Raw genomic sequence first — 26,283 nt, forward strand, 5'->3', positions numbered from 1 at the left:
GACTTATTCTGAAATACCTCTAGCCTGCCAAGGAGAACAGGGATGACGACACACCTGGAACCGAAACTGCCCGAAGCGGGTTTGGCCGGAAGCTATATCAACGGGGCATGGCACTGGCCCGAAGGGCGACTAGTGGTCGAAAATCCCTCGCGTCGCGCACCCATCTGCGAGGTTGGTCGCGGCACGTCAACCGAGGTCGACTTGGCCGTCGAAGCCGCCCGTGCCGCGCTCCCAGCGTGGCGCGTTTTGGCGGCAAGCGAGCGTGGCAAACTGTTGACCGAACTCGGCCGTCGCCTGGAAGAAAATGTCGAAGAAGTCGCCCGCGTGCTGGCTGCTGAAAGCGGGAATGCGATCAAAACCCAGTCACGCGGAGAGGCATTGGGCGCGGCGGGCGTTCTGAAGTATTATGGTGGTGTGGCGGTTGAGCAAAAGGGCGAAACCCTGCCGCTCGGCCCGGGACTGCTGAGCTATTCGACGCGCGAGCCACATGGGGTTGTGGGCTCGATCATCCCCTGGAATTCTCCATTGCAGCTTGGTGCGGTGAAGATTTCGATGGCGCTTGCCACCGGCAACTGCCTGGTGTTGAAACCTGCCGAAGATGCGCCCCTGGCAATCCTGAAACTGGCTGAACTTGCGGATGGCTTGTTTCCACCGGGTGTTTTTAATGTGGTCACTGGGTTGGGAGAGGAAGCTGGTGCAGCGCTTGCTTCGCATCCGGGTATCGACAAGGTGTCCTTTACCGGTTCAAGCGATGTGGGCAAGTTAATTGGCCATGCCACGGCTGATCGCATTGCAAAACTTACTCTGGAACTGGGCGGGAAATCCCCGACCATCGTCTTCCCTGACGCCATCGCCGATGGCCGTCTGGACAGCACCGCGCAGCAGGTGGCAAACGCGATGCGGTTCATGCGGCAGGGCCAAAGTTGTACCGCCGGATCGCGCCTGTTTGTGCACAAGGATATCTGGGATGAGTTGATGCCGAAGGTCGCCGAGAAATCGGCAGCTTTGAAAGTGGGTGATGCGCTGGATCCAGACGTGGATATGGGCGCGGTGGTTAACGCGGAACGCTATGGTGAAATCCGCGCCTATGTGGCCGAAGCTGAGGCAGAAGGGGCCACCTTCCTGATCGGCGAAACGCCAGCGGAAGACCCGGCGGGTTTCTGCCCGAACCCCACCATCATCACCGGCGTTGATAACAATTGGCGCATCTCCCGTGAAGAGGTGTTCGGCCCGGTGATGGTCGCGATCCCCTTCGAGACCGAAGAGGAGGTGATCGCTATGGCCAATGACACTCACTATGGTCTTGCAGCCTTCCTGTTCACCCATGACGTCAGCCGCATAACGCGCCTGACGCGCGCTATCGATGCAGGCTGGATTCAGGTAAATCAGGGCGGCGGGCAAATCCCTGGGATGTCTTACGGGGGCACCAAGCAGTCGGGTATGGGCAGCGAATACTCGATTGAGGGAGCGCTAGAGGCATATACATACCGCAAATGCGTCACAATCAATATCGAGGGCGGCGCGTGAGCACGGACCGGTTCGGCAATGCAATTGACCCGGGCGTGGGATATGCTCGGGGGGCGCTGCTGCGGGGCTCGGGGGATGAGGTGCGCAGGTTGGCGCAGGCCGGTCGCGTGGCCAGAGATTTCGTGGCCCGCGAAGGCATCGACAAGATCGCTATCTGTACCGGTAACCTGCGGTTTTTTCCCGCCACACCGGACGATCTGAGCCTGCTGTGTGAGGAATGGATTGGTCCTGGCCTGTTCGGGGAAGAGCTGCGCAAGGCTGCTATCGCGCATCTGGGTGGACAGGGGCATGAGGCGGCGGCAGTGGTCAATCGCACTAGCGCGGGGATCGTGGCGACTGTGTTGGCGCATTCAGGCGGCAACCCGGTGCTTTCTTTGGTGGCCGCAGGCGACCGCAGCCATGCCTCGCTTCTGCGCGGGGCACGGCTGGCTGGCGTGCCGGTGCGAGAGGTTCATGATCTGGACGCAGTGCAAAAGGCTCTGGCAGAAGACAACCCGGCGCTATTCGTGATCACGCCTGTCACCTCGGAACTGTCGATGCTTGGCGATGATCTGATCCGCGACGCCGCTACGGCTGGGAACAAGGCGGGCTGTGTCACGTTCCTGGATGACGCCTATGGTGCGCGGTTCCGCCCGGTGCTGTACGGCGGTGGAGCGTCGCTGTCCTTTGGGGCTGATTTGATTATCACCAATGCAGACAAGGCTGGCCTGTCTGGCCCGCGCGCTGGTGTCCTGTGTGGTGAGGCTGCGGCGTTGGTTCCTGTGCAAGCGAAAGCGAGTGAGCTTGGGATGGAGGCTCGTGCCCCCGTCGCCGTGGGTGCAATGCGTAGTCTGCAAGGATTTACCCCCGATCTGTTGCTGCAAGAGGCGCGGGATGGTCAGGACCTGGCCGACGCGCTGGACAGCGTGCTGGGGCAAGGGCGCATCACTCGGTCGGCTCTTGGTCCAAAGATCGATGAACAGGAAGCGATGGAGATTGTTCTGGGCATGGCCGGGGCCGACAGGTCAGAATTGGTGCCAGCCGAGGTGACCGCGGCCATTGGTATGTTAATGCTGCAGAGCAAAGGGATTGTCACGGTCAACACCCATGGGCAACCCGGCGGGCGTGTCTCGATCCGGCTCAAACCGACATCGGGTGCTGTGGCGAGGGCTGGGGGTGCAATGGCGGTGGCTGACTGTTTGATGTCGGCAATGCGCCAGACTGCGCGGCATTTGCACGACAAGAAATGGTTTGCGGCAACACTGTTTGGAGACACGTGAATGGCCGATACGGCTTTGATCACCCGGCTGGATAATCGACTGGAACAGCTTGTGAACATCGATATGGGCGAACGCGGCGTTGAGCACCTGTTCGAGGCAGCCCGTGCGCTGGAAGGCCGGTCGCTGGTTGGGGCGGCTGCGGATGCGCTGATGGCAGTGCCAGAGGGTGGAACAGTTGTGTTGACTACCGGATCGGTCTCGCGGGCCTGGATCACGCCTGATCTGGGTGAAAACGATGGCCCCTCGGGTGCGGCAGCGATTGCGCGCGCGCTGGTACTGGCCCGCAATGTGACCTGCGTCATGCTGTGCGAGGAAACTCTGCTGCCTGCGATCCAGAACACCTGTCAGGCTGCCGGGCTTTTTCCCGTCACGGTGGAACAGGCGGCGATTGCGAAGGCAGACAAAAGCCTTGCCACGATTGTTATGCTTCCCTACGCCACCGATGATGCGGACGGGAAGGCGCAGGCCGAGACCCTTCTGGCCAAGCTGAACCCTGATCTGTTGTTCTCGACCGAGCGTGTCGGGCGCAATGAATTTGGCGTCTATCACTCAATGCGCGGTATCGACTATGGCATGGGTCGCGCGCGTGTCGATTTCCTGTTCGATCTGGCACTTGAGCGCGGCATCCCAGTAGTGGCGGTTGGCGATGGTGGCAACGAAATCGGCATGGGTAAGGTCGCCGACCATGTGAAGGCACATGTCCCCTACGGAGACACATGCCAATGTGGTTGCGGTGGTGGGATCGGCGCTGTGACAGGCTGTGATGTATTGGTGACGGCTGCCTGTTCCAATTGGGGCTGTACCGCGATTGCTGCTGCCATGGCAGCGCGTGCGGGCAACGCCAAACTTCTGCACACACCAAACCGAGAAACCCTTCTGCTGGACACCATGGTCTCCAACGGCCTGATCAATTCAACCCACGGGATCGTCGACGACAGCGTCGATGGGTTTCCCCGCCAAAGCCATGTCGCGGTGGCCGAGCTTTGCCGCACGATCGTGAGCCGCGCGCTCTGACAACTCACAGGACTAAACTATGATCCAAGACAATCCCGCCCTTATCGACGCAATCCGTGACCGTTTTGCTCATGTCGACAGCTGCCCGTTTCAGGGCGAGCGCATTTTCTTCGAAAACGCTGGTGGTGCGCTGACATTGAAATCCGTGGCTGAAACCTCAGCCTTTTATGCCGCAATCCCCGACAACCCAGGTCGCATCAACCCGGCGGGGCAGGGTACCCAGAACGTGATCAACAAGGCCAAGCAAGACCTGACCGTCTTCATGAACGCGTCATCGGGTCAGTTCTTTGCAGGGGAAAGCGGGACAGAACTTTTGTTCCGCTTGATCCGAACCGCCTGTTTGACCGCTCCAAAGGGGGCAAAGGTGATCGGGTCGTCCATCGAACACCCCGCCACTCGCAGTGCTGCGCGCCGGTGGGCCGGGATCGCCGGGCTGGACTATGTCAATGTTGCACATGACGACGATACCGGTTTGGTCACGCCCGAGGACTATGCTGCACTCATGACTCCGGACGTGGCGGTTGCAACGATCCTGCATGCGTCGCCCGTGACCGGTATGGGTATGGATGTTGCCGCAATCTCGAGCGCGATTCGCGCAGTTGCGCCGGATTGCCTGATCATCGTGGATGGCATTCAGCACGCAGCTCATGGGCAGCTGGATCTGGATGCCTACAATGTCGATGGCTATGCGATTTCACCGTACAAAGTTTTCTCACGCCACGGATATGGCATTGCGTGGATTTCCGACAAGCTAAGTGCTGTTCCGCACGACATGTTGATCGACGCTCCTGCAACCGGTTGGGAGTTCGGCACACGAGACACCGGCTCTTATGCTACTGTTTCTGATGTCGTGTCGTATTTCGACTGGCTGGGTGGAGAGGTTTCGGATGAAACCGAACCCCGCCAACGGATCGAAGCTGCGGGTCGAGCCATCCATGCCTACGAAACGCATCTGACCAACACTGCCATCAATGGCACTGGCAACCTGCCAGGTCTGCGCGATATGGATCACGTCACAATTCTGGCCGGAGCGGACAACCCCGCGCGCGAAGGTCTGGTGTCGATCGTTGTTGATGGCCATTCATCCGAGGATGTGGTCGCCACTCTGAACGCGCAGGGTATCAGAACCCATGTGCGCAAGGCCGATCATTATTCCGGCAACGTACTGAATCCGCTGGGTTTGCCGGATTGTATCCGCATCTCGTTCTGCCATTATAACACCGAAAAAGAGATCGCGCGCCTTCTGGCTGCCGTAAAAGAGATGGGTCAGGACGGCTGACACCACAGGTTTACAGCGTTAGATATTGGAGATGCGCGGTTCCTTAACCGCGCATCTTTTCGTTTCCGGGATCATAAAGTGCGCGCAGGCTCGCCGTTGTGGCGATGGTTTTTCCTGCAACCATGATTTGATAGCTGCGTTTGGCAAGCTCTTTCATGGCCATCCCGTCGGGACGTGTGACATAGCCCATGCCAATCGCACCGCCTACGGTCCACCCATAGCTGGCCGAGGTCAAACGCCCGACAATCTGGCCGTCGCACAGGATCGGCTCTTTGCCAAAGACCAGCGCCTCTGGGATTTCCAACCGGAAAGACAGCAACCGGCTTGCAGACCCCGCAGATTTGCGGGCTTCGATGGCGGCTTTGCCGGTGAACTCGGTGGCGAAGTCACAGGCAAAGGTCAGGCCGCTTTCGACCGGGCTGTCATGTGGTCCGATGTCGTGGCCCCAGTGGCGAAAGCCCTTTTCGATGCGGCATGAGTCAACTGACATGCCGCCACATAAGCGCGGTGCATCGGGCGCAGCCATGATTGTTTCGAACACCTGCTGGGCGAACTCGGCAGGGACATGCAGCTCCCATCCCAGCTCACCTACATAGGTGATCCGCTGTGCCCGGATCGGAGCATGACCGACATTCAATGCCTGCCATGTTCCAAAGGGGAACGTGTCGTTCGACAAATCGGCATCGGTCAGCTTGGCTAAAAAGTCCCGCGCGCGCGGTCCCATCAGGGCCAGTGTTGCCTCGGACGAGGTCACGTTGACCACGGATACATCCGTACCTGCCAGCTGCTTTTTCAGCCAGTAGTCCGTCTGAGGCTCAGCCCCGGCCGAGGCCATGACCATGTAGCGGTTTGCATTCAGGCGTGCGACGGTTACGTCTGCCTCGATCCCGCCTTGCGGGTTGAACATATGGGTGTAGACCAGCGCGCCTGGTGTCACGGCCATATTAGCCCCGCAGAGCCGCTGCATCTGTGCCTCGGCATCCTGCCCGTCGACGATGAACCGCCCAAAGGTCAGGTCGATGCAGCCCAGATTAGTGCGCAGAGCCTGATGTTCGGCCTGCCAATCGTCGAACCACGGCTCGCATCCGAAGCCATCCGTCATCTCGCGCCCATAGTAGAGCGGACGTTCCCAGCCATTGGCGCTGCCGAATTGTGCGCCCGCGTCGCGCAGGTGGGTGTAGTAAGGCGTCCGGCGTAGACCGCGCGCCTGTGTTTTGCGCAAGTAGGGCCAATGCATCTCATAAGCATGGCCGAGCGTTTCGGCCGCCTTGGTCGCGGTATAGCTGCGCGCGTTCAGGCCCGGCACGATGCGGCGGCTGTCCACATCGGTCAGGTCCATGGTCATGTGACCGGCCATGATCCATTCGGCCAGCGCCATGCCCGCGCCGGGGCCGTTCTGGATTCCGGTTGAGTTGAAACCCGCGGCGACCCAATAGCCCGCCGCATCCGGAACCGGGCCCAGATAGTGTTTGGCGTCGGGGGTAAAGCACTCCGGCCCGTTGAAAAACTTGCGGATACCGGACTCAGCCAAGGCTGGAACCCGCTCCATCGCGGCTTCAAGGATGGGAAAAAGGTGTTCCTCATCGCAGGGCAGTTCGTCGAATTCGAACGTCTCGGGCAAACCGTCCTTGGGCAGCCACGGTGTTGCGTTTGGCTCGGAACAACCGATCAGAAGCTTGCCCGCCTCTTCCTTGTAATAGGCGTATTCGTCCATCACCCGCAGGACAGGCAAGTCACCGGTCACACCCTCAATCGGGTCGGTCACAACGTAGTAATGGTTGGTGTAATGCAGCGGAATCTGCACCCCATGAGTCAGGCCAAACTCGCGCGCCCACATGCCGGTGGCGTTGACCACATGCTCGGCGCTGACCAGACCTTCGGCGGTTTCAACGCCGACAACGCGACCGCCTTCGATCACAACGCGGGTGACCTTGGTATCTTCAAAAACCTGCGCGCCGTGGGCCCGCGCGCCCTTGGCCAGAGCCATCGTCGTGTCGATGGGATTGGTATAGCCGTCGCCGGGAAACCAGAACGCGCCCTTTGCACCGTCGACGGACAGCAGAGGCCAGCGATCCTGCGCCTCGGTCAGGCTGATCTCTTCTGCGCGCAACCCGCATCCATGGGCATAGTCGACCTTGCGCCGCAACTCCTCCATACGCGCCTCGGTCAGCGCCACGGTCATCGAGCCGTTGCGCTTGAAACCGGTTTTCTGCCCGGTCTCATCCTCAAGGCTTTCCATCAGGTCGAGGCCATACTTCGCCAGCGCCGACGTGACCGGAACCCCCTGCGTTTCGCTGACCAGACCTGCGGCGTGCCATGTCGTTCCGCTGGTCAGTTTCTTACGCTCGAACAAGGCGGCGGACCAGCCTGCCTTGGCAAGGTGATAAGCGGTCGCGCAGCCGACAATGCCGCCGCCAATGATGGCGACCTGAACGTCCGTCGGAAGAGATTTCGCCATGGGTTTTATCCCCGCAACCGGTCGTTTTCAGGATCGTAGAACGGCACGGTCGCCACAGTCGCATTGACCGGAACGCCAAGCACTTCGATCTGGTATAAATCACTGGGCTGCGCCGCCTCGGTCAAATAGCCCAGAGCGACCCGCTTGCCGATGCGGAACCCGGTGCCGCCCGAGCTGACATAGCCTACGGGCTTGCCGTCGCGGCAGATGGGGTCGGAAGACAGCGCGTCGGCGCCGTGGCCGTCGAGTACGAAGGCGGTGAAATGGTAATCCTTCGGCTGCTCAGCCTGCGCCAGAAACGCGTCGCGTCCAACAAAGCTGTTTTTCTTTTTACTGACAAAACGATCCAGCCCTGCATCAAAGGCGGTGTATTCGATACCGAAATCCGCGCGCCAGCCGTGATAGCCTTTCTCAAGCCGCATGGCGTTCAGCCCGTAAGAGCCGAACTCGACAATACCGTGTTCAGTGCCCTGATCCATTATGGCGGTGTAGACGCGGACCAGATCGGCGTTGCGCATGTGCAGCTCCCAACCCAGCTCTCCGACATAAGACACGCGCAGGGCAATGACCGAAGCACCCGCAACAGTGATTTCGCGAACTGACATCCAAGGCGCGTTTTCTTTTGATAGATCATCCTGGGTCAGGGGTTGCAGGACGTCGCGGGATTTTGGCCCCATGACCATTAGGGCAGCGTCAAAATCCGAACCTCGGGTCAGGGTCACGCCCACGCCCGGCAGGAATTTCGACATCCAGTCGTGATCGCGCTGATCGGCCAGAGTCGGGCCGCAGAGCAGGTATTTGTTTTCATCCAGCCGCGCGATGGTGGCTTCGGACCAAATCTTGCCTTTGGGCGTCAGCATATAGGACAGCTTGACCCGGCCCACGCCAGGCATTGCACCACAGAAGACGTAGTTCAGGAACTCGGTGGCTTTTGGTCCTTCGACTTCATACCGAGTGAAGCCGCCATGATCCATCACACCAACCCGGTCCCGCACGCCTTCGCATTCAGCTTTGACCGCATCGTGCCAGACCTCGTGATGGAAACCCAGCTGCCCGTCATTCTTGATTTGATCTGTCTGGAACCAGAAAGCGCGTTCCCATCCGGCAATCTGCCCAAACACAGCGCCTTTGTCTTTGAGCGTATCGTAAAGCGGCGTGGTCTGCACCGGACGACCCGATTTCCACATACGATGTGGGTAGGGGATCGCGTATTGATGTTCGTACAACTCGCTCGAGCGTTTGACGGTGTAATCGAAGGTCGCCCATTCCTTGCCAAAGCGGCGGGGATCCCAGAAGGACATGTCCCATTCGGTTTCGCCCTCGGTAATCCACTCGGTCAGGGTTTTCGCCGCTGCTGCTGAGTGGGTGATACCCACCGGGAAACAGCAAGCGTGGTAGAAATTCGGCAGACCAAAGGCCGGACCACAGAGCGGCGCGCCATCGGGGCTGTAAGGTATCGGGCCGTTCACGAAGCGGCTGACCCCGGCCTCGCCCAATAACGGCACATGTTCCAGCGCGGCTTCGAGGATTTCGGCGATGTCGTCGACGCTGTCGGGATAAAGCTGGTTGGCAAAGCAATCGGGCATCCCGTCCAGCCACGCGGGCCGCCCTTCGTGTCCGTAAGAGCCCAGCAGCAACCCGTTCCGCTCGCGCCGAAGGTAATACATGATGTCCGGGTCGCGGACGAGGGGGAAGTTTTCCGGGTTCGCTTCCAGTTCCGGCAGGCTTTCGGTGACCAAATATTGGTGTTCCAGCGTTACGACGGGCAGTTTCTGGCCGACCATCTCACCCACCTGGCGACCGTAATAGCCCCCGGCGTTGATCACGATGTCACAGACAACATTGCCCTTGTCCGTCTGAACCTCCCACTCGCCCGAAGCGCGGCGTGAGATGCCGGTGACTGTGGTGAACCGCGCAATCGCCGCGCCCTTATCCCGAGCGCCTTTGGCCAGGGCCTGGGTCAGTTGCGAAGGGTCCACATCGCCCTCATAGGGGTCAAGGATGCCGCCGATGATGCTGTCGCCTGAACTGAAATAAGGGTGCATGTCATCCATTTCGGACGGGGTGAGCATCGCCATGTCATAGCACAGACCCTTGGAAACCCCGACAAGATGGCGGAACAGGTCCATGCGTTCGGGCGTGTGGGCGGGCCAGAACGCGCCGGTGTGGCGGTAGGTGATCGGATAATCGACCTCTTCCGCCAGATCCTTATACAGCCGCCAAGCATAATTGCCCGCGCGCATCCCGCCCCAGCTGTTGGCATAGGTGGGGATGTTGCCCGCTGCGTGCCAGGTCGACCCGCTGGTCAATTCGTTCTTTTCGATCAGCAGTGTGTCGGTCACCCCGGCTTTGGCAAGATGATAAAGGGTCGAGACACCAACCGCGCCGCCCCCGATGATCACAACTTTGGCTTGGCTTTTCATGTGCTTAGTCTTTCAAGTGGATAGGCATGCGGGCGCGCAGGGCGGCCTCGATGTCGGCGGGCAGATGGGACGGTGCGGGCTGTGCTTCGATCTCGGCAACGCGGGCTATGGCCTTGTCCCAGACAGTTTGCGCACCACTTTCAAGCCAGTCATTGACGCTCTGGCGGTCGCCCAAAGACGGATAGACGTATTCCTTGGTCATCAGATCCAGGGTCTGAGCAGTGCCGAGGAAGTGCCCCTCGCCGGTCACGACCTGTTCGATCATGTCCAGATCAATCGAGCCTTCGAACATTTCCACGCCGCGCACCGATCGCAGGATGGCCCCGCACATGTCGTTGTCTATGACCAGTGCTTCATTGCTGGCGGCCATGATCGAGCCCAGCATACCAACAGACAGGTTGATCATATCGGCTCCGCTCTGTGCCGCGAGCGCGATAGTGTATCCCTTTTCATAGCCCGATTGTGCATCGGCTGTCTTGGCATCTGTCATACCTGCTGACACGGTCGAAGGCAGGCCAAGGTTCAATAGCAACTGCGCCGCAGCAGCGTTGGCGACCGCAGCCTCGCCCGAACCGCCGGTCATGGCGCCGGTGCGCAGATCAGAGATAAAGGGCAGGAAGGCCAGAATGCAGGGAAAGCCCGGTTGCATTATGTTGACTAGCACCAGACCGGCCAAGGATTCCGCCAAACCCTGCGCCAAGGCGCCAGCCAGCGCGGCCGGGCTTGTGGCCCCAGCTTGCGCTGCGGAACAGATTTGTAGCGGCATTCCAAGTCGCACGCATTCACGCATCACCCCGCAGGCTTCCTCGGCCAGCGTCAGCGGTGGCACCACGTGGCAGACGGACGCAAAGCAGAAGGGTTGCGCCTTGAAGGCTCCGTCGCCGCCCAAAGCCGCGTCGAACATTTCAACCACGGAGGGCACGTTGGCGGGCTCGAAAAAACTTGTGCCAATAGGTTTCGAAGTCGCCTTCATCGCGGTAAATGCCGTGTTGATATCCAGCGTCAGCGGGTCTTCCAGATCCCGCGCCACAACGGGACGCAGGGAATAATGGATGTTGTTGCAGGCATCAACGATGCGCATCAGGCTGTACAAGTCTTGTAACGTGCTGCCGCGAAACGAATTTGTAGCGGCGTCCAGCACCTGCACCGCTGCACCGCCGGTACCGATATGGACGCGGCCGCCTCCAATCTCGATCCCGCGATCCCGAATGAATCCGGGCAGTTCTACGCGTTTACACGCCCCCGCGATTATGTCTTCAACCAAAGAGCGCGAAAAGGTGATGCGCCCGTCGTCCCGTTCCGTTGCGCCATGCTCCAACGCCAATACGCGAATGTCCTCCGGCGCACCGGACACACCAATCCGTTCCAGAATATCAAACGCCGTATCGGTGATATGGGCCAGTTTGCTGTTGTCCAGTGGCATGAACCGCCCTCCGACGGGCGGCGTTGTCAGCTTTGGAGTTTCGGAACCGGGGGCCCTTCTTGATCGTGTTCGCCGCATAAGCGCGTCCTAGATAAGGTGTTTTCCCGCGCATCTTAGAAAGGGTCAAGTTTTAGCTCAATTCCATTATTAGCCGATTTTTGTGAATGAATTTCATGCAAAGTGGGCGTGTGCTTTAAGGGCCTGATCGCCAGCGAAACTGCATCAAACCAGTGGTCTAGGCACTTGCGTTGGTCGTGAAGGCTAAGGCGAGGATGTCACGATGCCACGTTCGACCCACTCATCGAAAAGCGCCAAAACGGCGTCGCAGAACGCCGTATCGTTGATATGGGCTTCCAGTTCAGTCATTGGCACCTGATCCGGCATCACTTGGCGAGCTTCGTCGATCATTTCCGCCAGGGCCTGTGGGTCATGCGCCTCTTCGCCTTTCTTGTCCCAGGCCTCGATGCCTTGCAGCGGCAAAAAGAAATGCACAGGCCCCTTGGCCGCGCCCAATCGATTGGCAAGTTCCCGAATCCAGGCACGCCGTTCGGCCCCGTTGAAGACCGAGCTTTTGATCAACCGGTTGTGTTCATGAAAAGGGCGATCGGCATAGTGTTCGGGGATGTCCTGCCAGCCCGCAAAATCCAGCAAGTCCAACGCGCCGGGGGCGACCATCTGCGGGATACCCATGCGCCCGGCATTGGTAACCCGGTCCTCACCGCTGGACACGACAGAACCCGCCATCAGGTTTCCGAATTCCTGCATGCAGAAATCCATCACACAGGCGAACGCGCCTTCGCTGGCCAGTTTTTCAAAGGCCATGCCGCCCATTCCTGTGGAATGGAACACGGCCACTTCAAAACCGCGCTCTTCCAGTGCTGGTTTGAGGGTCTTCATGTACCGAAGACAGGATGATCCCAGGCTGGTCATGCCAACCAGCGGCTTGCTGCGGTCCGGTACGATCGCAGCCTTTGCCGCGCCGACCACGGCTCCAGCCGCCTGACTGAGCGAAGATTGACAGATTGAATTCATGCCGTAGAGGCCGCCCGCCCAAAGGATCATCTGAATATCGGGTGCCAGCCGATGTGGTGGGATAAGCGGTGAGAAGCTGACGGTTGAGACGATGTATTTCGGCATACCCATCGGCAGCGCCTGCGCACAATCCAGCGCAAGGTCGGTGCCCATTGTGCCACCGGTGGCCAGCATCCCGTCAAACCGTCCGTCGGCATAGGCCCGCGCAACCACTTTAGCGGCCCCGGCAGACATGATGCGGAAGGCTTTGTTTTCGTCTCCCTGGGCGATGACCTCATCAATTGTCATGCCACCAGCCGCGGCCACGTCATGTTTTGAGATGTCAACTGGCGCAGAGGGGTCTCCCAGAACGGACACATCCATCGTCAACACATCGGCACCCTGCGTTTGAATTGCCTCTTCGATGAACCGCATTTCGGGTTCTTTGGTGTCATAGGTGCCGATCAACAGGATAGTCTTATTTGTCATTTGTGCCTCCCTTACCCCTCAGCGATCAGAGTTTGATCCAGGCGGTTTTCAGGTCGAAGTATTTTTCGATCGCGTGCAGCGACTTGTCGTGTCCGTTGCCGGATTGGCGCACGCCACCAAGGGGAACAGTCAGGTCTGCGCTACCATAGGTGTTCACATGGACAACCCCGGCACGAATGCCTGCGACCATGCGATGTGCGCGGCCCAAGTTCGAGGTCCAGACCCCACCAGCCAACCCGTAAACGGTCGCGTTTGCCAGACGGATCGCGTCTTCTTCGTCCTTGAAGGGCGTGACGGCCAGAACAGGGCCAAAGACTTCGTTTTGGAACAGCGTGTCAGTTTCTTTCACCCCGGCCATGACGGTCGGCGCCATGTAATAACCACCAGTCTCGGTCAGAATACGGGCGCCACCTGTGCGGCGCTCAGCGCCTTCCGCTTCGGCTTTGGTCACGAAATCCAGATTGGCCTGCAACTCGGACAGGCTGTGAACCGCGCCGATCTGGCTGTTCAGGTCCAACGGATCGCCAACGCGAAAGGCTGAGGCGTGGTGGGTGATTTCGGAGACGAAGTCCTCGTAAATTTCCTGTTGGACCAACAGGCGCGATCCGGCGACGCAGACCTGGCCCGAATTGCGGAATATACCAGCGGCTGAAACCTTGGCCGCTTCGGCAAGGTCCGGGGCATCGGCAAAGACGATGTTCGGCGATTTGCCCCCCAGTTCCAAATAACAACGCTTTAGGTTGGAGCGTGCGGAATATTCCAAAAGCCGCCTTCCTGTCGCGCCGGACCCGGTGAAGACAATTATGTCGATATCCATCGACAGCGCCAACGCTTCGCCCACAATTGGCCCGCGCCCCGTCACCACGTTGAACACGCCGTCTGGCACCCCGGCCTCAGCTGCCAGTTCGGCGATTTTCAACAGGCTGAGCGAAGCGCTTTCTGCGGGTTTCAAGACCACGGAGTTGCCTGCCGCCAACGCCGGGGCAATTTTCCAGCTACCGATCATCAAAGGGAAATTCCACGGCACAATCGCGCCGACAACGCCGACGGGTGCGTGATGTATCAGACCCAGAACGTCGTCGCCCGTGGGGGCGATCTGGCCGTACAGTTTGTCGATGGCTTCGGCATAATACCGGAACGTTGCCGCAGCCGAGAGCGCCTCGGCCTTATAGGCCATGTTGATCTCGGTCCCGTTGTCGCGAACACCCAGAACAGCAATCTCCAGCGCTTGGGATTCGATTAGATCAGCAAGCTTCAGCAGCACTTTCTTACGGCCCGCAGGGGCCATTCGTGACCAACGCCCATCTTCAAACGATACCCGCGCCGCACGTACGGCGGCGTCGACATCTGCGGCACTGCCTTCGGCGATCAGTGCCAGTGGCTGACCGTTGATCGGTGAATGAACTTGATGCTGGGCGCTGGTTTCGCTTTGCTGAAAGCGGCCGTTTATGAAATGTCCGCGCGGAGTGATTTCCTGAGTGCGCAGCGCGTCAATCGAGAACTGATCCATGAGGCGTTATCCTTGCTGAGTAGTGTCTTCGTCGAGAACCGGTTGCGGTTTGACGCGGTCTTTGTGTTCCTGGATCAGAGAGCGGATGTGCAAAAGAATGATCCCCAGGATCATCACAAACAGGATTGCCGCTATGGGCCGGTCGATGAAATCAAGCGGTGATTTCACCCGAGCCATGGCGCTGCGCAGTTTGACCTCCATGATCCCACCCAGAACCATACCCAAAATGATGGGCACGATCGGCAGGTTCAGGCGTTTCAGGATCAGGCCGAAAACACCGAACCCGGCAGCAATCGCGCAGTCCGTGATCGAGTTTCGCAGGCTGTACACGCCCACAAATGAAAGGGTCAGGATCATAATGCCCAGAAATCGGGTAGGGATCTGGATAATTTTCAGCAGCAGATTGGTTGAAAACAGTAAAAAGATCAGAACGACCACGTTCAGAAGGATCAACGCCATATACAGCGCCATGACAAAATCCATCTGTTCTGCAAACAGTTGAGGGCCTGGGATCACGTTGTGAACGTAGAAAACCGATAGCATCATCGCCGTCAGTGCCTCACCTGGAATACCCAGAGCCAAAAGCGGGATCATTGCAGCCCCCGGAACGGCGTTGTTGGCGGCCTCAGATGCCACCAGGCCTTCGGGTGATCCTTTGCCAAACGCATCGGGATTTTTCGAAGTCTTCTGAGCGTAGGTGTAAGACAGGAACTGGGACGTGAATTCGCCGGTGCCCGGCACCATACCCATGAGAACGCCCAGTGATGACGACACGGTGGCGATGCGCTTCAGGCCCAGAAGCTCTTTCAGGCCGGTAAATATATTGCCGCGAACATGTGCTTCGCCGGGGGCGTGTTCCTTGTCGACCAGCAAAAGCAGCGCCTGGCTGATGGCAAACAGGCCCAATACAACAACGATCAGATCGACGCCCGACGATAACCAGGTTTGGTCAAAGGTGAAACGTCGCGTGTATTTGACAGGCTCAAGCCCCACCGTGTTCAGAAAAATTCCGAAAAACGCCAGCATGGCGGCGGAAAAAGTCTGCCCGCGATGGGCCAGGATCACGAGTAAAATACCCATGAAAGCGGCCAGAAAAATCTCGCGACTGCCGAAATGCGGGGCAACCCAGGCCAGAACGGGCGAAAGGACGATCAGGCAAAGGATCGAGAAAATGCCACCAAAGAACGACGCTGAATAGGCCAGCGACAAGGCCCGATGGCCTTCGCCGCGTTTGGTCATGGGATAGCCGTCATAGGTGGTCAGGGCGTTCACGGCCGTGCCTGGGGTGTTGATCAGAATGGCCGGGATTGCGCCGCCATACATGGACGACCCGTAGATGCCCAGCAGAAGGGTTAGACCTACGATGGGTTCGAAAGCAAATGTAGCAGGCAGAAGGATCGCGATGGCCACGGCGGCGCCCACGCCGGGCAAGGCGCCAATGATAACGCCCCCGACAGAGCCGATAATCAGCGCCACCATGACTTGCCACTGGGCAAGAATTGCAAAGCCGGAAATCAGATCGTCCATTGCGGCCTCATAGATAGGTCAGCGCAAAGGCGCGCAGCCCGTCGGGCAGGTATTCATAAACGCGACCCGCGGGGATGTTCACCTGCAGCAGCGCCCGAAAGACGATTGCGACCACCGCGCCGAAGATGAGTGCAATGCAAAAGGCCCCGGGCAAGCGAAACCCTAGGCGGACCGTCAAAAGGGCGGCGAACAGCATGGTGGAGGGCAGGTACCCAAGCCATGGAACAGCAACAACGTAAATCAGAAAATAGACAACATATTCGAGCGATTTCAGCCAAAACGTGATCTCTCGCAAACGGCCTGGAATACGTGGTGACAGGAATGAGCTCAGCAAATGCAGACCGCTGAACACAACCATGCCCCAGATCGCGATAGTTGGCCACAAAGCAGGCTGCGCAAACCACTTTGTCCGTTTGACGACCTGAGTTTCGCTTCCAAGCTGGCTGAGAAGGAACAGCGAGAACACAAAGAACATAGTGGCAAACACGATGTCCCCGGGGCGTCGATAGCGCCGGAACATGTCTTGCAAGGTCTTTGCAATCATCGTGGCCTCCTGTTGGATGGAAATAGGCCCGGCAGTGTTAAATGTGCCGGGCCCGTTCCGGTTTATTCGCCCAGGATCTCTTCGATCTTGGCGAACGAGGCTTTGTCCTGCTCGATCTGAGCGTTGGAGGCATCCGGATCCTGCCAATAAATCAGGGCACCGGTTTCCTCGGCCAATTGTTTTGCCTTGTCAGAACTCAGCGCCTTTTGAGCCGCCGCCGAAATCTTTTCGCGGGCGTCCGCTGGGGTGTCCTTGTGGACAAACAATCCGTTCCACAGGGCCAAAGGCAGATCCGGGTTTAGTTCCACGACTGTTGGTGTATCGGGCACCAGCGAAATCCGCTCGCCGCCGATGCTGGCAAGGACGTTCACCTGATCCAGACAGGGCAGGATAAGCTGAAGGGTGGTGTTGATCACGTCGACGTCGCCCGATGCCAAAGTGTTGCAGTCCAGCGCATCAAACGCCGCTTCGCTGGCAAAATCGAACCCGCTGCTGACGGCTGCGGCAAAGGTCACCTGGGTCGGTGGTAAAACGGAACCGAAATGGCCAAGTGCGACGTCGTTTTCCTTGCCGTGTTCCGCCAACTCCTCCCAGCTTGAGAAAGGCGCATCCTTGCTGGCTGCGATCACGAAGGGATAGGTCAGGAAGATCCCGATGGGATCAAACGGGTTGGGGTTGAGTTCGGGGATGCCGATTTCGGGACCAATGACCGGCACGCCGATGACAAAAGACCCGATGGTGTAGCCGTCCGCAGGGGCGGTTGCCACCTCGACGGCACCCGGGAACGGACCACCGCCACCACCGGGTTTGTTCACGACAGCGGCTGGAACGCCGTACATGGCTTGAAATTCATCGGCGATCATTCGCGTCAGAACATCTTCCAGATCGCCCGGAGGCCACGGCACCACAAAGCTGACCGGCTTTTCGGGGTACTCGGCCAGTGCAGCGGTAGCTGATGCCACTAAAGCCGCAGCAGTAAGAAATTTCTTCATTGACTCCTCCCATACATGGTTCATTATTTGATCCGCGTTAACAATAATTATGTTGCTTTGTTAAGTTAGTTCTGTCAAGTATTCCCTGAGTAAGAGGAAGTGAAACAAATGGGCACAGCCCTTAATGCCTTAAAAATGCTGGATTACTTTTCAAGCGCGCGACCGGAAATCGGGCTGAGTCACTTTGCGCGACTGTCCGGATTGAACAAGGCAACCGCGCTGCGCCACCTGCGTGCGCTTGAGGAATACGGTCTGATCGAACAGAATCCTATGACCAAGTCCTATGCTATCGGACCGGCGGCCTTGCGCCTGGCAGCGCTGCGTGAAATCGCGCGGCCAGGCATCGAAAGTGCGCGCCAGAAAATGCAAATGGCGATGCAACGCGTTGGGGAAAGTCTGCATCTGTCACTGTTGGAAAAGACCGGGCTGCAAACCGCATTGGTGGTTGAAACAACGCGGCACAGCGTGCGCGTCAGCCTTGACCCCAGTGAGATCCTGCCGATCAATGCAACGGCCTCGGGTCTTTGTATGCTCAGTTTTGGCCCACCCAGTCTGATGGAAGATTTGGATCACAAAGAGCAGGCGCGCTTCACGGACGCCACGCTCATTGATCCTGAAATCATCAAAGAACGGGTTGCGCGGATCAGCGCCTTAGGCTGGGCCAACAGCAACGGCAGCTATGAAGAGGGCGTCTTTGGGTACGCCGCGCCGATTTTTGGCATTGATCAAGTCGCTCTGGGGACCATTGCAATTGCTGTGCCTGAAGGTCGCGCCACCGACGACCGCCTGCCATCCATTCTGTCTGCATTGCACAATCTTTCGACGGACCTGACCGCAGATTTTGGCGGTCAGTTGCCCGACACCTTTCCAACCGAATTCCACCCGTGACCCAGGGTAAGCGATACTTCCGGAGGCCCGCACCATGAAAGACTCGAACTTTCTGAAGGAAAACAACGCCCGTTATTTCTGGCACCCGATGGCACATCCTGCCGACAGTCAAAAGAACCCGCCGACCATTTTGAATGGCGGTGAAGGTGTAAGCATTATCGATGTTGATGGTCACAAAGCGCTGGATGCCGTGGGGGGGCTGTGGAACGTCAATTTGGGCTATTCCTGCGAACCGGTGAAACAGGCCATTGCCGATCAATTGAACGCGTTGCCCTATTACTCGACCTTTCGCGGAACCAGCAATGACAAAGCCATTGAGCTGTCTTATGAGCTGGCGCAGTTTTTCGCACCTGACGGTTTGACCCGCGCGTTCTTTACGTCGGGTGGATCGGACTCTGTCGAAATTGCGCTGAAGCTTGCACGGCAATATCACAAGGTGAGGGGCGATGCCGGTCGCACCAAGTTCATCAGCCTTAAGCAGGGCTATCACGGCACACATTTCGCGGCTGCATCCGTCAACGGCAATCAAAAGTTTCGCGCGGTCTATGAGCCGATGATGCCGGGTTGTTTCCACGTGCCCGCACCCTGGACCTATCGCAACCCGTTTGATGAGGCGGACCCCGAGCGTCTGGCGCAACTTTGCGTCAATGCGTTGGAGGCCGAGATCGCCTTTCAAGGGGCGAACACGGTTGCGGCGTTTATCATGGAGCCGGTTCTGGGGGCAGGGGGTGTGATCCCACCGCACAAAAGCTTCATGCCCATGGTGCGTGAGGTGTGTGCCAAACACGGTATTCTTTTGATCTCTGACGAAATCATTACCGCATTTGGTCGAACTGGCAGCGAAAGCGGCGCGCGACATTGGGGCGTTCAGCCGGACATCATGACAACAGCAAAAGCGATCACCAACGGGTACTTTCCGTTCGGCGCGGCAATGATTTCGGGCTCTGTCGCTGAAGTCTTCGAAAAGGACACTACGGGGCTGGCATCGGTCGATCAGGGCTACACCTACTCCGGTCATCCGGTTGGGGCAGCGGCGGCACTGGCTGCTCTGTCCGAGATCAACCGGCTGCGGGTTTGGGAAAACGCCGCAGCGCGAGGGGGTGAATTATTCGCCGGGTTGCGGAAGCTGGCCGAGAAACACGACGCGATCGGCGACGTACGCGGTGGCGAGGGATTAATGTGCGCGTTGGAACTGGTTTCCGATCGGGCGACCAAAGCTCCCATCGCTAAGCACCTGCCGTTGCAGGTTCAAAAAGCGGCTTACGAAGATGGCGTGATGGTACGAGTATCCGGAAACAACATCATTCTGTCGCCCCCGCTGGTTATCACCTCAGACGATGTGTCCAAGATTTTGTCAGCGTTGGATACTGGTCTGTCGACTCTTTGAGCTTTAGGTCTGCCCTGTCGACTGAAGGCAGGGTCAGACTTTAACCGCCTGCAATTCCTCTAGCAGGTCCAGCAATTGGTCCAGCTTTTCACGACCCATCTGAGCCTCGATATTGCTGGAAATCGCAAGTGACGTGGCCAGGTTTTCCCTAAGGATCGACCGGCCTGCATCCGTGATCGTGACCATGGTACGGCGCTTGTCGTCACTGTCCTGGCGGCGGGTGATCTGGGCATCAGCCTCCATTGTGCGCAAGATGCGGGTCACGCTTGGAAGCAGCAGACAAGCCTCGTGCGCAATAGTGCTTTGCTCCACTTCGCCCAGCTCATCCAGGACGCGCAAGATGCGCCATTTCTGTTCGGTTATCTGGATGCCTTGCAGCATATCCCGGATCGGGGCCATGACGGTTTCACGGGCACGCAGCAGCGCGATAGGAAGGGATCGGGCGGTGCTTTTGGTATGGCTTTGAGTGGTCATGCGGTCTTCTAGAGCGGTGGTTCGGAAATTGCAAAGATTAACAAAGCAATCTCTTGACGTGAGGCTGGCAAAAAACTAAACATGTTAAGTAATAGAGGAGGAATCATGCCACATTTCCACGTCGAATATTCCGGGAACCTGGAAGGCAAGATCGACATGGGTGGCCTGTGCGAATGCATAAGGGCAACAGCTGCCGAGATCGACACCTTTCCGATGCCGGGCATTCGCGTGCGCGCAACGCGCGTGGACCACTATGCCATTGCGGATGGAAATCCGGGCCATGGGTTTGTTGATATCTCGATCCGCCTGCGTGCAGGGAGGTCGGAAGACGTCAAGCAGGACGCGACGCGGCGTATATTTGACGCGGTCAAAGCCTATCTGGCGCCGGCTCTTTCGCAGCATTCCATCGCTCTGTCGCTTGAGATGCGCGACATTGACCCAAAGCTTTCGCCCAAGACCGGCACGATCCGCGACCATCTGGCCGCGACTTCGCAGGAGACCTGAAATATGAGTGCGCTGGATACGAATATTGAAAAACTGACGAGCTTTCTGGCCCGGTTCAAGGAAGCCGGCATTCTCAATCGTATCGCTGGCGAAGACCGGGACGGGTCTGGCGGTGTGTTCCAATCCACTTCGCCTGTCGACAAATCTGTGATCTGCGACGTTGCACATGGCACGGCTGATGATATTGATGCGGCGGCCAAGGCCGCCCATGCCGCGTTTGCTGAATGGCGCGACATGTCTGCCACCGAACGCCGCCGCATCTTGTTGCGCGTTGCTGATGCCATCGAAGCGCGGGCCGAGGAAATCGCGCTGTGTGAATGCTGGGACACGGGCCAGACTCTTCGCTTCATGTCCAAGGCCGCGTTGCGCGGGGCAGAGAATTTTCGGTATTTTGCAGATCAGGTGGTTCAGGCGCGCGACGGGCAACATCTGAAATCCCCGACGCTGATGAACGTCACCACGCGCGTTCCAATTGGCCCGGTCGGTGTGATTACCCCATGGAACACACCGTTCATGCTGTCGACCTGGAAAATCGCACCAGCATTGGCTGCGGGCTGCACGGTGGTTCACAAGCCTGCTGAAGACTCTCCGCTGACGGCCCGCCTGCTGGTGGAGATCGCCGAAGAGGCCGGGCTGCCCAAAGGCGTGCTGAACACGGTAAATGGGTTTGGCCCTGATGCAGGCAAAGCTTTGTGCGAACATAAGCTGATCAAGGCGATTGCGTTTGTCGGCGAAAGCCGCACCGGCAGTCTGATCGTCAAGCAAGGCGCGGACACGCACAAGCGCAACCATCTGGAGTTGGGCGGAAAAAACCCTGTGATCGTGTTCGATGACGCCGATCTGGATCGCGCGCTGGATGCGGTGATCTTCATGATCTATTCGATCAATGGCGAGCGCTGCACCTCATCTTCGCGGTTGCTGGTGCAGGATACGATCAAAGAAGAGTTCGAGGCAAAGCTGGTCCAACGTGTGAACAACATCAAGGTGGGCCACCCGTTGGACCCGGCGACCGAGATTGGGCCATTGGTGACCGAGGAGCATTACAACAAAGTCACCAGCTACTTCGACATCGCCAAAAAGGACGGTGCAACCGTCGCTGCCGGTGGGGTCAAGGTGGGCAATGAAGGCTACTTTATCCGTCCGACCTTGTTCACCAACGCCACCAACCAGATGCGCATCGCGCGCGAGGAGATCTTTGGCCCTGTTCTGACCTCGATCCCCTTCGCAACCGAGGACGAGGCGCTTCAGATTGCCAACGACACGCCCTATGGTTTGACGGGTTATGTCTGGACCAATGACCTGACCCGTGCCTTGCGCTTTACAGACAAGCTGGAGGCTGGGATGATTTGGGTGAATTCAGAAAACGTGCGTCACCTGCCTACGCCCTTTGGCGGGGTCAAAGCGTCTGGAATCGGGCGCGACGGCGGGGATTGGAGCTTTGAGTTCTATATGGAACAAAAGCACATCGGTTTCGCAACCGGTCAGCACAAGATCATGCAATTGGGGAAATAATCGCCTCAGGTGGTTCCCCCGAACTGGGACCACCAGAACGCATTAGGAGGAACCGTCATGGGAAAGATCGTACAGGCCGCGAAAATAACGCATGTACCCAGCATCTGGATGTCCCACACGATGCCGAAATACAAAGGTATCCGGCAATCTGCCATTGATGGGTATGCCCGCCTGCGTCAGGACGCGATAGACCGCGAAGTCGAGACCTTCATTGTGTTCGATACCCATTGGATCACCAATCAGGGCTTTCACCTGAACACAAAAGAGCATCACACAGGTCGCTTCATCAGCCACGAGCTGCCGCATATGTTGGCTGATATGGAGTTCGACTATCGCGGCGATCATGAGTTGGGGGAAACGATCCTTGATGTGCTGCGCGAGCGTGGAGAGCGTGCTCTGGGTCATTCGCACCCGGATATGGGTATGGAATACGGAACCCTGTTGCCCATGCATTTCATCAACGAAGGGGTGAATGCGCGGGTCTTGCCTGTGGCTGTCAATCAATTCTCATCGATTGCGGAAAACCGGGTTTGGGGTGAGGCCATTGCCGAAGGCATCCGGCGTTCTGACCGCAATGTGTCTGTTCTGGCATCAGGGTCTCTCAGCCATGATTTCACCCCGAATGAACGATCGGTCGAGGGGCTGAACGCGGTGAATGGCGAGTTCAACCGCCAGATGGACATGCGCGTGTTGGAATTATGGGAACAGGGCCGTTTTGAAGAGTTCCTTGAAATGCTGCCTGACTACGCCAAGAAATGCACCGGAGAATGTTCCATGAACGACACCGCCCTGCTGTTCGGAGCGCTGGGTTGGGGTAGCTACAAGGGCAAAATCGACATCTATACCCCATATTTCGGCAGTTCCGGCACCGGTCAGGCGAATGTCAGTTTCTCGGTCTGACATCGGACAATCGGAACTGTTTTATAACATAGAAAATTCGTTCGTTGTGGTGCTGCATCTTGCGGGGACCGGGCGGGCTGATCTTTCAGCGACAACAAAAGGTTAACGCATGGATTGGGACACGTTTTCGCATTGGGGTCAGTACATTTCAAAATGGGCGGCCGATTACCATAAGACACTTGCGGAACGCCCCGTGCGCGCGCAGACCGCACCGGGGGAAATTGCAGCCCAGCTTGTGGCAACCCCACCCGAGGCGGGTGAACCGATGGATGCCATCATGGCCGATTTTGAACGGATCGTGATGCCAGGTATCACCCATTGGCAACACCCACGCTTCTTTGCCTATTTTCCAGCCAATGCTGCTCCTCCGTCGATGCTGGCCGAGATGCTGGTGACAACAATCGCGGCGCAATGCATGTTGTGGCAAACCTCGCCCGCCGCGACTGAAGTCGAGGGCGTCATGGTTGACTGGTTGCGGCAGTCACTTGGACTGCCCGAAGGTATGACCGGAGTTATTCAGGACAGCGCCTCATCCGCCACGTTATCGGCGGTTCTGACCATGCGGGAACGGGCCACGGGCTTTACCGGCAACCGCGAAGGTTTGAACACCAAGGGCGCGCTGCGGATCTATTGCTCGGATCAAGTGCATTCGTCCATCGACAGGGCCTGCTGGGTCGCGGGGATTGGACAGGACAATCTGGTCAAGCTGCCGACCTTGGGTTCCAACTTTGCGATTGATGCCTCTGCACTTGAAGCCGCCATTCAAAGCGATATCGCAGCCGGTCATGTTCCGGCCGGTATTATTGCGATCACAGGTGGAACCGGTGTTGGGGCCTGTGATGACTTGGTGGCCGTGGCGGATATCGCGCAAAAACACGACCTTTACACCCATCTCGACGCAGCTTGGGCCGGATCAGCCATGATCTGCCCCGAATTTCGCGAAGCCCTTTGGAGGGGTGCTGACCGCTATGACAGCATTGTCTTCAACCCGCATAAATGGATGGGCGCGCAATTCGATTGCGCCATCCAGTTCTTGCGGGATGCAGCACCACAGCTCAACACGCTGAAGATCGAGCCGGAATACCTCAAGACAACCGGAGCAGAGGTGACGAATTACTCGGAGTGGACGATCCCTCTGGGGCGCAGGTTCCGGGCGTTAAAGATCTGGTTTCTGTTGCGCTCATACGGATTGGAAGGACTGCGCGAACGCATCCGCAATCATGTGACTTGGGCACAGGAGCTCGCTGATCGGATCGGAGCGATGGAAGGGTTCGAAATCACGACCGGCCCGATCTTAAGCCTGTTTTCGTTCCGGTGTCCGGGAGACGATGCAATGCAGCAGCGTTTAGTCGACGCGTTGAACGATGATGGGCGGATTTATCTCACCCAAGGCATGTTCAAAGGCCGCAAGATCATCCGCTTTCAGGTTGGGCAGTTCGATACCTCTCGGGACGACGTGATGTTAGCAGCCGACGTGATTCGTGACGTGTGGGAGACACTTGAATGAAGTTTGGAACTTTCTTAGCGGGTGAGGAACGGTTTTTCGGAGCAATCACTGACGACGGTGCAATAGCACTGAACCAAGTGTTCCCGGACCATGACAGCCTGTACGAGGTGATCGCCGACGGGGCGTTCGATCGACTGGCAAAAGCTGCCGAGGGCAAACCTGTCACCCACACTGAGTTCACCTATGACATGGTAATGCCGGATGCGCGCCGTATCCTGTGTGTCGGCGTGAACTTCCCTGACCGGAATGCAGAATACAAGGACGGCAGCGAACAGCCCAAGTACATGTCGCTTTTTCCGCGCTTTGCCAGTGGGTTCACCGGCCATGACCGCCCGCTGATCCGACCGCCTGAAAACCATACGTTGGACTACGAAGGCGAGGTGGCCATCGTGATAGGAAAGGCTGGTCGCCGCATTTCGCAGGAGGACGCTTATGATCACATCGCCGCGCTGACCTTGTGCAATGAAGGCACCATTCGCGACTGGGTGCGGCACGCAAAGTTCAATGTCACGCAAGGCAAGAACTGGGACAAGTCGGGGGCCATTGGCCCATGGCTGGTGCCGTTTACGGACGCGGCCCAACTGGATGATGCCCGCATCCAAACTCGCGTGAACGGTGAGCTTCGGCAGGACGACACGCTGAACCGCATGATGTTCCCGATCCGGCGCGAGATTGAATACATCTCGACCTTTATGACGCTTCAGCCGGGCGACATTGTTGTCACTGGTACACCAACCGGGGCAGGGGCACGGTTCGACCCGCCGAAGTACCTGATGCCCGGAGATGTTGTCGAGGTGTCCGTCGAAGGTATCGGAACCCTGCGCAACACGGTGGAGGACGAACAGGTATGACGCCCGAAGACCACGCCCGAGCCGCCGCCGAACTGCTGCAGGCCGAACGCCGGCGCAAACAGATCGGCCTGCTTAGTCTGTGCCACCCCGAGATGGGTATGGATGATGCCTATGAGATTCAGAACGCCATCTATCGCCAGAAACTGGCCGAAGGGCGCAAGGTGATCGGGTGGAAGATCGGGCTGACTTCGAAGGCGATGCAATATGCCTTGAACATCGACATTCCCGACAGTGGAATTTTGTTTGACGACATGGCGTTCGACAATGGCGCGACCGTTCCGGCAGGCCGTTTCATTCAGCCCCGGATTGAGGCCGAGATCGCCTTTGTTATGAAGTCCGCCGTTGGCGGCGAAAACGTATCTCGCGACGATATTATCGCCGCTACGGACTATGTCGCCCCTGCACTGGAAATTCTGGATACTCGTATTCAAAGAGTGGACCCTGAAACCGGCAAAGCGCGCACGGTCTTTGACACGATCAGCGACAATGCCGCCAATGCAGGCATCGTTTTGGGTGCAGAGCGTCATTCTATGGATGCTCTTGATCTGCGCTGGGTTGGGGCGATTGCTTTCCGCAATAGCGAGATTGAGGAAACCGGATTAGGTGCTGGTGTGTTGAACGACCCTGTCGAAAGTGTGGTTTGGTTGGCACGTCGGATGGCGCAATACGGTCAGAGCATCGAGCCGGGGCAGATCATTTTGTCCGGCAGTTTCATCCGCCCCGTCGAATGCCCCTCGGGCACCAAAATTCACGCGGATTTCGGGCCGTTTGGCTCAGTCGATATCAATTTCGCCTGAAAGGAAA

The 26,283-nt window shown here is 58.1% G+C and carries 21 protein-coding genes; 12 read left to right on the forward strand and 9 right to left on the reverse strand.

What is annotated here, in order from left to right:
- The first annotated feature begins 42 nt into the window (after positions 1-42).
- Genes GOV85_RS07475 through GOV85_RS07490 form a run of 4 tightly spaced genes read left to right on the forward strand, consistent with a single transcriptional unit; the run spans position 43 to position 5,079 of the window.
- Positions 43-1,527 (forward strand): aldehyde dehydrogenase family protein, encoded by a 1,485-nt coding sequence (locus GOV85_RS07475; RefSeq protein WP_171176583.1) that lies wholly within the window; start codon positions 43-45, stop codon positions 1,525-1,527.
- Positions 1,524-2,786, forward strand: a complete 1,263-nt coding sequence (locus GOV85_RS07480; RefSeq protein ID WP_171176585.1) for an aminotransferase class I/II-fold pyridoxal phosphate-dependent enzyme — start codon at positions 1,524-1,526, stop codon at positions 2,784-2,786. Before GOV85_RS07475 ends, GOV85_RS07480 begins: the two co-directional genes overlap by 4 nt.
- Entirely contained in the window at positions 2,787-3,800 is a 1,014-nt protein-coding gene (locus GOV85_RS07485) for a glutamate cyclase domain-containing protein (protein ID WP_171176587.1), read from the forward strand.
- Between the two features lie 19 nt (positions 3,801-3,819).
- Positions 3,820-5,079 (forward strand): aminotransferase class V-fold PLP-dependent enzyme, encoded by a 1,260-nt coding sequence (locus GOV85_RS07490; RefSeq protein WP_171176589.1) that lies wholly within the window; start codon positions 3,820-3,822, stop codon positions 5,077-5,079.
- Between the two features lie 43 nt (positions 5,080-5,122).
- On the opposite strand, the gene GOV85_RS07495 is transcribed toward GOV85_RS07490, so the two are convergent.
- The 8 genes from GOV85_RS07495 to GOV85_RS07530 all read right to left on the reverse strand — a co-directional run bounded on the left by GOV85_RS07495 (position 5,123) and on the right by GOV85_RS07530 (position 17,456).
- A complete protein-coding gene (locus tag GOV85_RS07495) occupies positions 5,123-7,537 on the reverse strand; it encodes an FAD-dependent oxidoreductase (protein ID WP_171176591.1) in 2,415 nt (804 codons plus the stop codon).
- A gap of 5 nt (positions 7,538-7,542) precedes the next feature.
- Positions 7,543-9,960, reverse strand: a complete 2,418-nt coding sequence (locus GOV85_RS07500; RefSeq protein ID WP_171176593.1) for an FAD-dependent oxidoreductase — start codon at positions 9,958-9,960, stop codon at positions 7,543-7,545.
- Positions 9,961-9,964: 4 nt separating this feature from the next.
- The gene (locus GOV85_RS07505) at positions 9,965-11,383 is read right to left on the reverse strand and encodes a trimethylamine methyltransferase family protein (RefSeq protein ID WP_171176595.1); all 1,419 of its coding nucleotides are present in this window, start codon (positions 11,381-11,383) and stop codon (positions 9,965-9,967) included.
- Positions 11,384-11,644: 261 nt separating this feature from the next.
- Positions 11,645-12,883, reverse strand: a complete 1,239-nt coding sequence (locus GOV85_RS07510) for a Tm-1-like ATP-binding domain-containing protein (protein WP_171176597.1) — start codon at positions 12,881-12,883, stop codon at positions 11,645-11,647.
- A gap of 25 nt (positions 12,884-12,908) precedes the next feature.
- The gene (locus GOV85_RS07515; protein ID WP_171176599.1) at positions 12,909-14,393 is read right to left on the reverse strand and encodes an aldehyde dehydrogenase family protein; all 1,485 of its coding nucleotides are present in this window, start codon (positions 14,391-14,393) and stop codon (positions 12,909-12,911) included.
- Between the two features lie 6 nt (positions 14,394-14,399).
- Positions 14,400-15,920 (reverse strand): tripartite tricarboxylate transporter permease, encoded by a 1,521-nt coding sequence (locus GOV85_RS07520; protein ID WP_171176601.1) that lies wholly within the window; start codon positions 15,918-15,920, stop codon positions 14,400-14,402.
- A 7-nt stretch (positions 15,921-15,927) separates the two neighbouring features.
- Positions 15,928-16,464: a tripartite tricarboxylate transporter TctB family protein gene (locus tag GOV85_RS07525; protein WP_171176603.1), complete on the reverse strand. Its 537-nt coding sequence runs from the start codon at positions 16,462-16,464 to the stop codon at positions 15,928-15,930.
- Between the two features lie 62 nt (positions 16,465-16,526).
- Positions 16,527-17,456, reverse strand: coding sequence for a tripartite tricarboxylate transporter substrate binding protein (locus GOV85_RS07530; RefSeq protein ID WP_171176605.1), 930 nt, complete (start codon positions 17,454-17,456; stop codon positions 16,527-16,529).
- Between the two features lie 108 nt (positions 17,457-17,564).
- Here GOV85_RS07530 and GOV85_RS07535 point away from each other — a divergent pair, with 108 nt between their 5' ends.
- A complete protein-coding gene (locus GOV85_RS07535) occupies positions 17,565-18,344 on the forward strand; it encodes an IclR family transcriptional regulator (protein ID WP_171176607.1) in 780 nt (259 codons plus the stop codon).
- Positions 18,345-18,378: 34 nt separating this feature from the next.
- Entirely contained in the window at positions 18,379-19,731 is a 1,353-nt protein-coding gene (locus GOV85_RS07540) for an aminotransferase class III-fold pyridoxal phosphate-dependent enzyme (RefSeq protein ID WP_171176609.1), read from the forward strand.
- A gap of 33 nt (positions 19,732-19,764) precedes the next feature.
- Here the strand turns inward: GOV85_RS07540 and hpaR are convergent, their stop codons facing one another.
- Positions 19,765-20,205, reverse strand: a complete 441-nt coding sequence (gene hpaR / locus GOV85_RS07545; RefSeq protein ID WP_171176611.1) for a homoprotocatechuate degradation operon regulator HpaR — start codon at positions 20,203-20,205, stop codon at positions 19,765-19,767.
- Positions 20,206-20,310: 105 nt separating this feature from the next.
- Here hpaR and GOV85_RS07550 point away from each other — a divergent pair, with 105 nt between their 5' ends.
- The 6 genes from GOV85_RS07550 to hpaH all read left to right on the forward strand — a co-directional run bounded on the left by GOV85_RS07550 (position 20,311) and on the right by hpaH (position 26,276).
- Positions 20,311-20,709: a 5-carboxymethyl-2-hydroxymuconate Delta-isomerase gene (locus GOV85_RS07550; RefSeq protein ID WP_171176613.1), complete on the forward strand. Its 399-nt coding sequence runs from the start codon at positions 20,311-20,313 to the stop codon at positions 20,707-20,709.
- Positions 20,710-20,712: 3 nt separating this feature from the next.
- Positions 20,713-22,221, forward strand: a complete 1,509-nt coding sequence (gene hpaE / locus GOV85_RS07555) for a 5-carboxymethyl-2-hydroxymuconate semialdehyde dehydrogenase (protein WP_171176615.1) — start codon at positions 20,713-20,715, stop codon at positions 22,219-22,221.
- A 57-nt stretch (positions 22,222-22,278) separates the two neighbouring features.
- The gene (hpaD, locus tag GOV85_RS07560) at positions 22,279-23,121 is read left to right on the forward strand and encodes a 3,4-dihydroxyphenylacetate 2,3-dioxygenase (RefSeq protein ID WP_171176617.1); all 843 of its coding nucleotides are present in this window, start codon (positions 22,279-22,281) and stop codon (positions 23,119-23,121) included.
- A 109-nt stretch (positions 23,122-23,230) separates the two neighbouring features.
- Positions 23,231-24,628: a pyridoxal-dependent decarboxylase gene (locus GOV85_RS07565; RefSeq protein ID WP_171176619.1), complete on the forward strand. Its 1,398-nt coding sequence runs from the start codon at positions 23,231-23,233 to the stop codon at positions 24,626-24,628.
- A complete protein-coding gene (locus tag GOV85_RS07570; protein WP_171176621.1) occupies positions 24,625-25,479 on the forward strand; it encodes a fumarylacetoacetate hydrolase family protein in 855 nt (284 codons plus the stop codon). The genes GOV85_RS07565 and GOV85_RS07570 overlap by 4 nt, the downstream gene beginning before the upstream one ends.
- Positions 25,476-26,276, forward strand: a complete 801-nt coding sequence (gene hpaH / locus GOV85_RS07575) for a 2-oxo-hept-4-ene-1,7-dioate hydratase (protein ID WP_171176623.1) — start codon at positions 25,476-25,478, stop codon at positions 26,274-26,276. Before GOV85_RS07570 ends, hpaH begins: the two co-directional genes overlap by 4 nt.
- The last annotated feature ends 7 nt before the right edge of the window (positions 26,277-26,283 follow it).

It is taken from the genome of Ruegeria sp. HKCCA4633 (assembly GCF_013034605.1).
In the GTDB taxonomy this organism is placed as follows: Bacteria; Pseudomonadota; Alphaproteobacteria; order Rhodobacterales; family Rhodobacteraceae; genus Ruegeria.

What these genes read in the sequence shown, in the direction of transcription:
- GOV85_RS07520 (WP_171176601.1), bottom strand. Translation starts at nt 15,920, where the DNA reads ATGGACGATCTGATTTCCGGCTTTGCAATTCTTGCCCAGTGGCAAGTC.
- GOV85_RS07540 (WP_171176609.1), top strand. Translation starts at nt 18,379, where the DNA reads ATGAAAGACTCGAACTTTCTGAAGGAAAACAACGCCCGTTATTTCTGG.
- GOV85_RS07530 (WP_171176605.1), bottom strand. Translation starts at nt 17,456, where the DNA reads ATGAAGAAATTTCTTACTGCTGCGGCTTTAGTGGCATCAGCTACCGCT.
- hpaH (WP_171176623.1), top strand. Translation starts at nt 25,476, where the DNA reads ATGACGCCCGAAGACCACGCCCGAGCCGCCGCCGAACTGCTGCAGGCC.
- GOV85_RS07535 (WP_171176607.1), top strand. Translation starts at nt 17,565, where the DNA reads ATGGGCACAGCCCTTAATGCCTTAAAAATGCTGGATTACTTTTCAAGC.
- GOV85_RS07515 (WP_171176599.1), bottom strand. Translation starts at nt 14,393, where the DNA reads ATGGATCAGTTCTCGATTGACGCGCTGCGCACTCAGGAAATCACTCCG.
- GOV85_RS07490 (WP_171176589.1), top strand. Translation starts at nt 3,820, where the DNA reads ATGATCCAAGACAATCCCGCCCTTATCGACGCAATCCGTGACCGTTTT.
- GOV85_RS07570 (WP_171176621.1), top strand. Translation starts at nt 24,625, where the DNA reads ATGAAGTTTGGAACTTTCTTAGCGGGTGAGGAACGGTTTTTCGGAGCA.
- GOV85_RS07525 (WP_171176603.1), bottom strand. Translation starts at nt 16,464, where the DNA reads ATGATTGCAAAGACCTTGCAAGACATGTTCCGGCGCTATCGACGCCCC.
- GOV85_RS07550 (WP_171176613.1), top strand. Translation starts at nt 20,311, where the DNA reads ATGCCACATTTCCACGTCGAATATTCCGGGAACCTGGAAGGCAAGATC.
- hpaE (WP_171176615.1), top strand. Translation starts at nt 20,713, where the DNA reads ATGAGTGCGCTGGATACGAATATTGAAAAACTGACGAGCTTTCTGGCC.
- hpaD (WP_171176617.1), top strand. Translation starts at nt 22,279, where the DNA reads ATGGGAAAGATCGTACAGGCCGCGAAAATAACGCATGTACCCAGCATC.
- hpaR (WP_171176611.1), bottom strand. Translation starts at nt 20,205, where the DNA reads ATGACCACTCAAAGCCATACCAAAAGCACCGCCCGATCCCTTCCTATC.
- GOV85_RS07510 (WP_171176597.1), bottom strand. Translation starts at nt 12,883, where the DNA reads ATGACAAATAAGACTATCCTGTTGATCGGCACCTATGACACCAAAGAA.
- GOV85_RS07485 (WP_171176587.1), top strand. Translation starts at nt 2,787, where the DNA reads ATGGCCGATACGGCTTTGATCACCCGGCTGGATAATCGACTGGAACAG.
- GOV85_RS07495 (WP_171176591.1), bottom strand. Translation starts at nt 7,537, where the DNA reads ATGGCGAAATCTCTTCCGACGGACGTTCAGGTCGCCATCATTGGCGGC.
- GOV85_RS07475 (WP_171176583.1), top strand. Translation starts at nt 43, where the DNA reads ATGACGACACACCTGGAACCGAAACTGCCCGAAGCGGGTTTGGCCGGA.
- GOV85_RS07500 (WP_171176593.1), bottom strand. Translation starts at nt 9,960, where the DNA reads ATGAAAAGCCAAGCCAAAGTTGTGATCATCGGGGGCGGCGCGGTTGGT.
- GOV85_RS07565 (WP_171176619.1), top strand. Translation starts at nt 23,231, where the DNA reads ATGGATTGGGACACGTTTTCGCATTGGGGTCAGTACATTTCAAAATGG.
- GOV85_RS07505 (WP_171176595.1), bottom strand. Translation starts at nt 11,383, where the DNA reads ATGCCACTGGACAACAGCAAACTGGCCCATATCACCGATACGGCGTTT.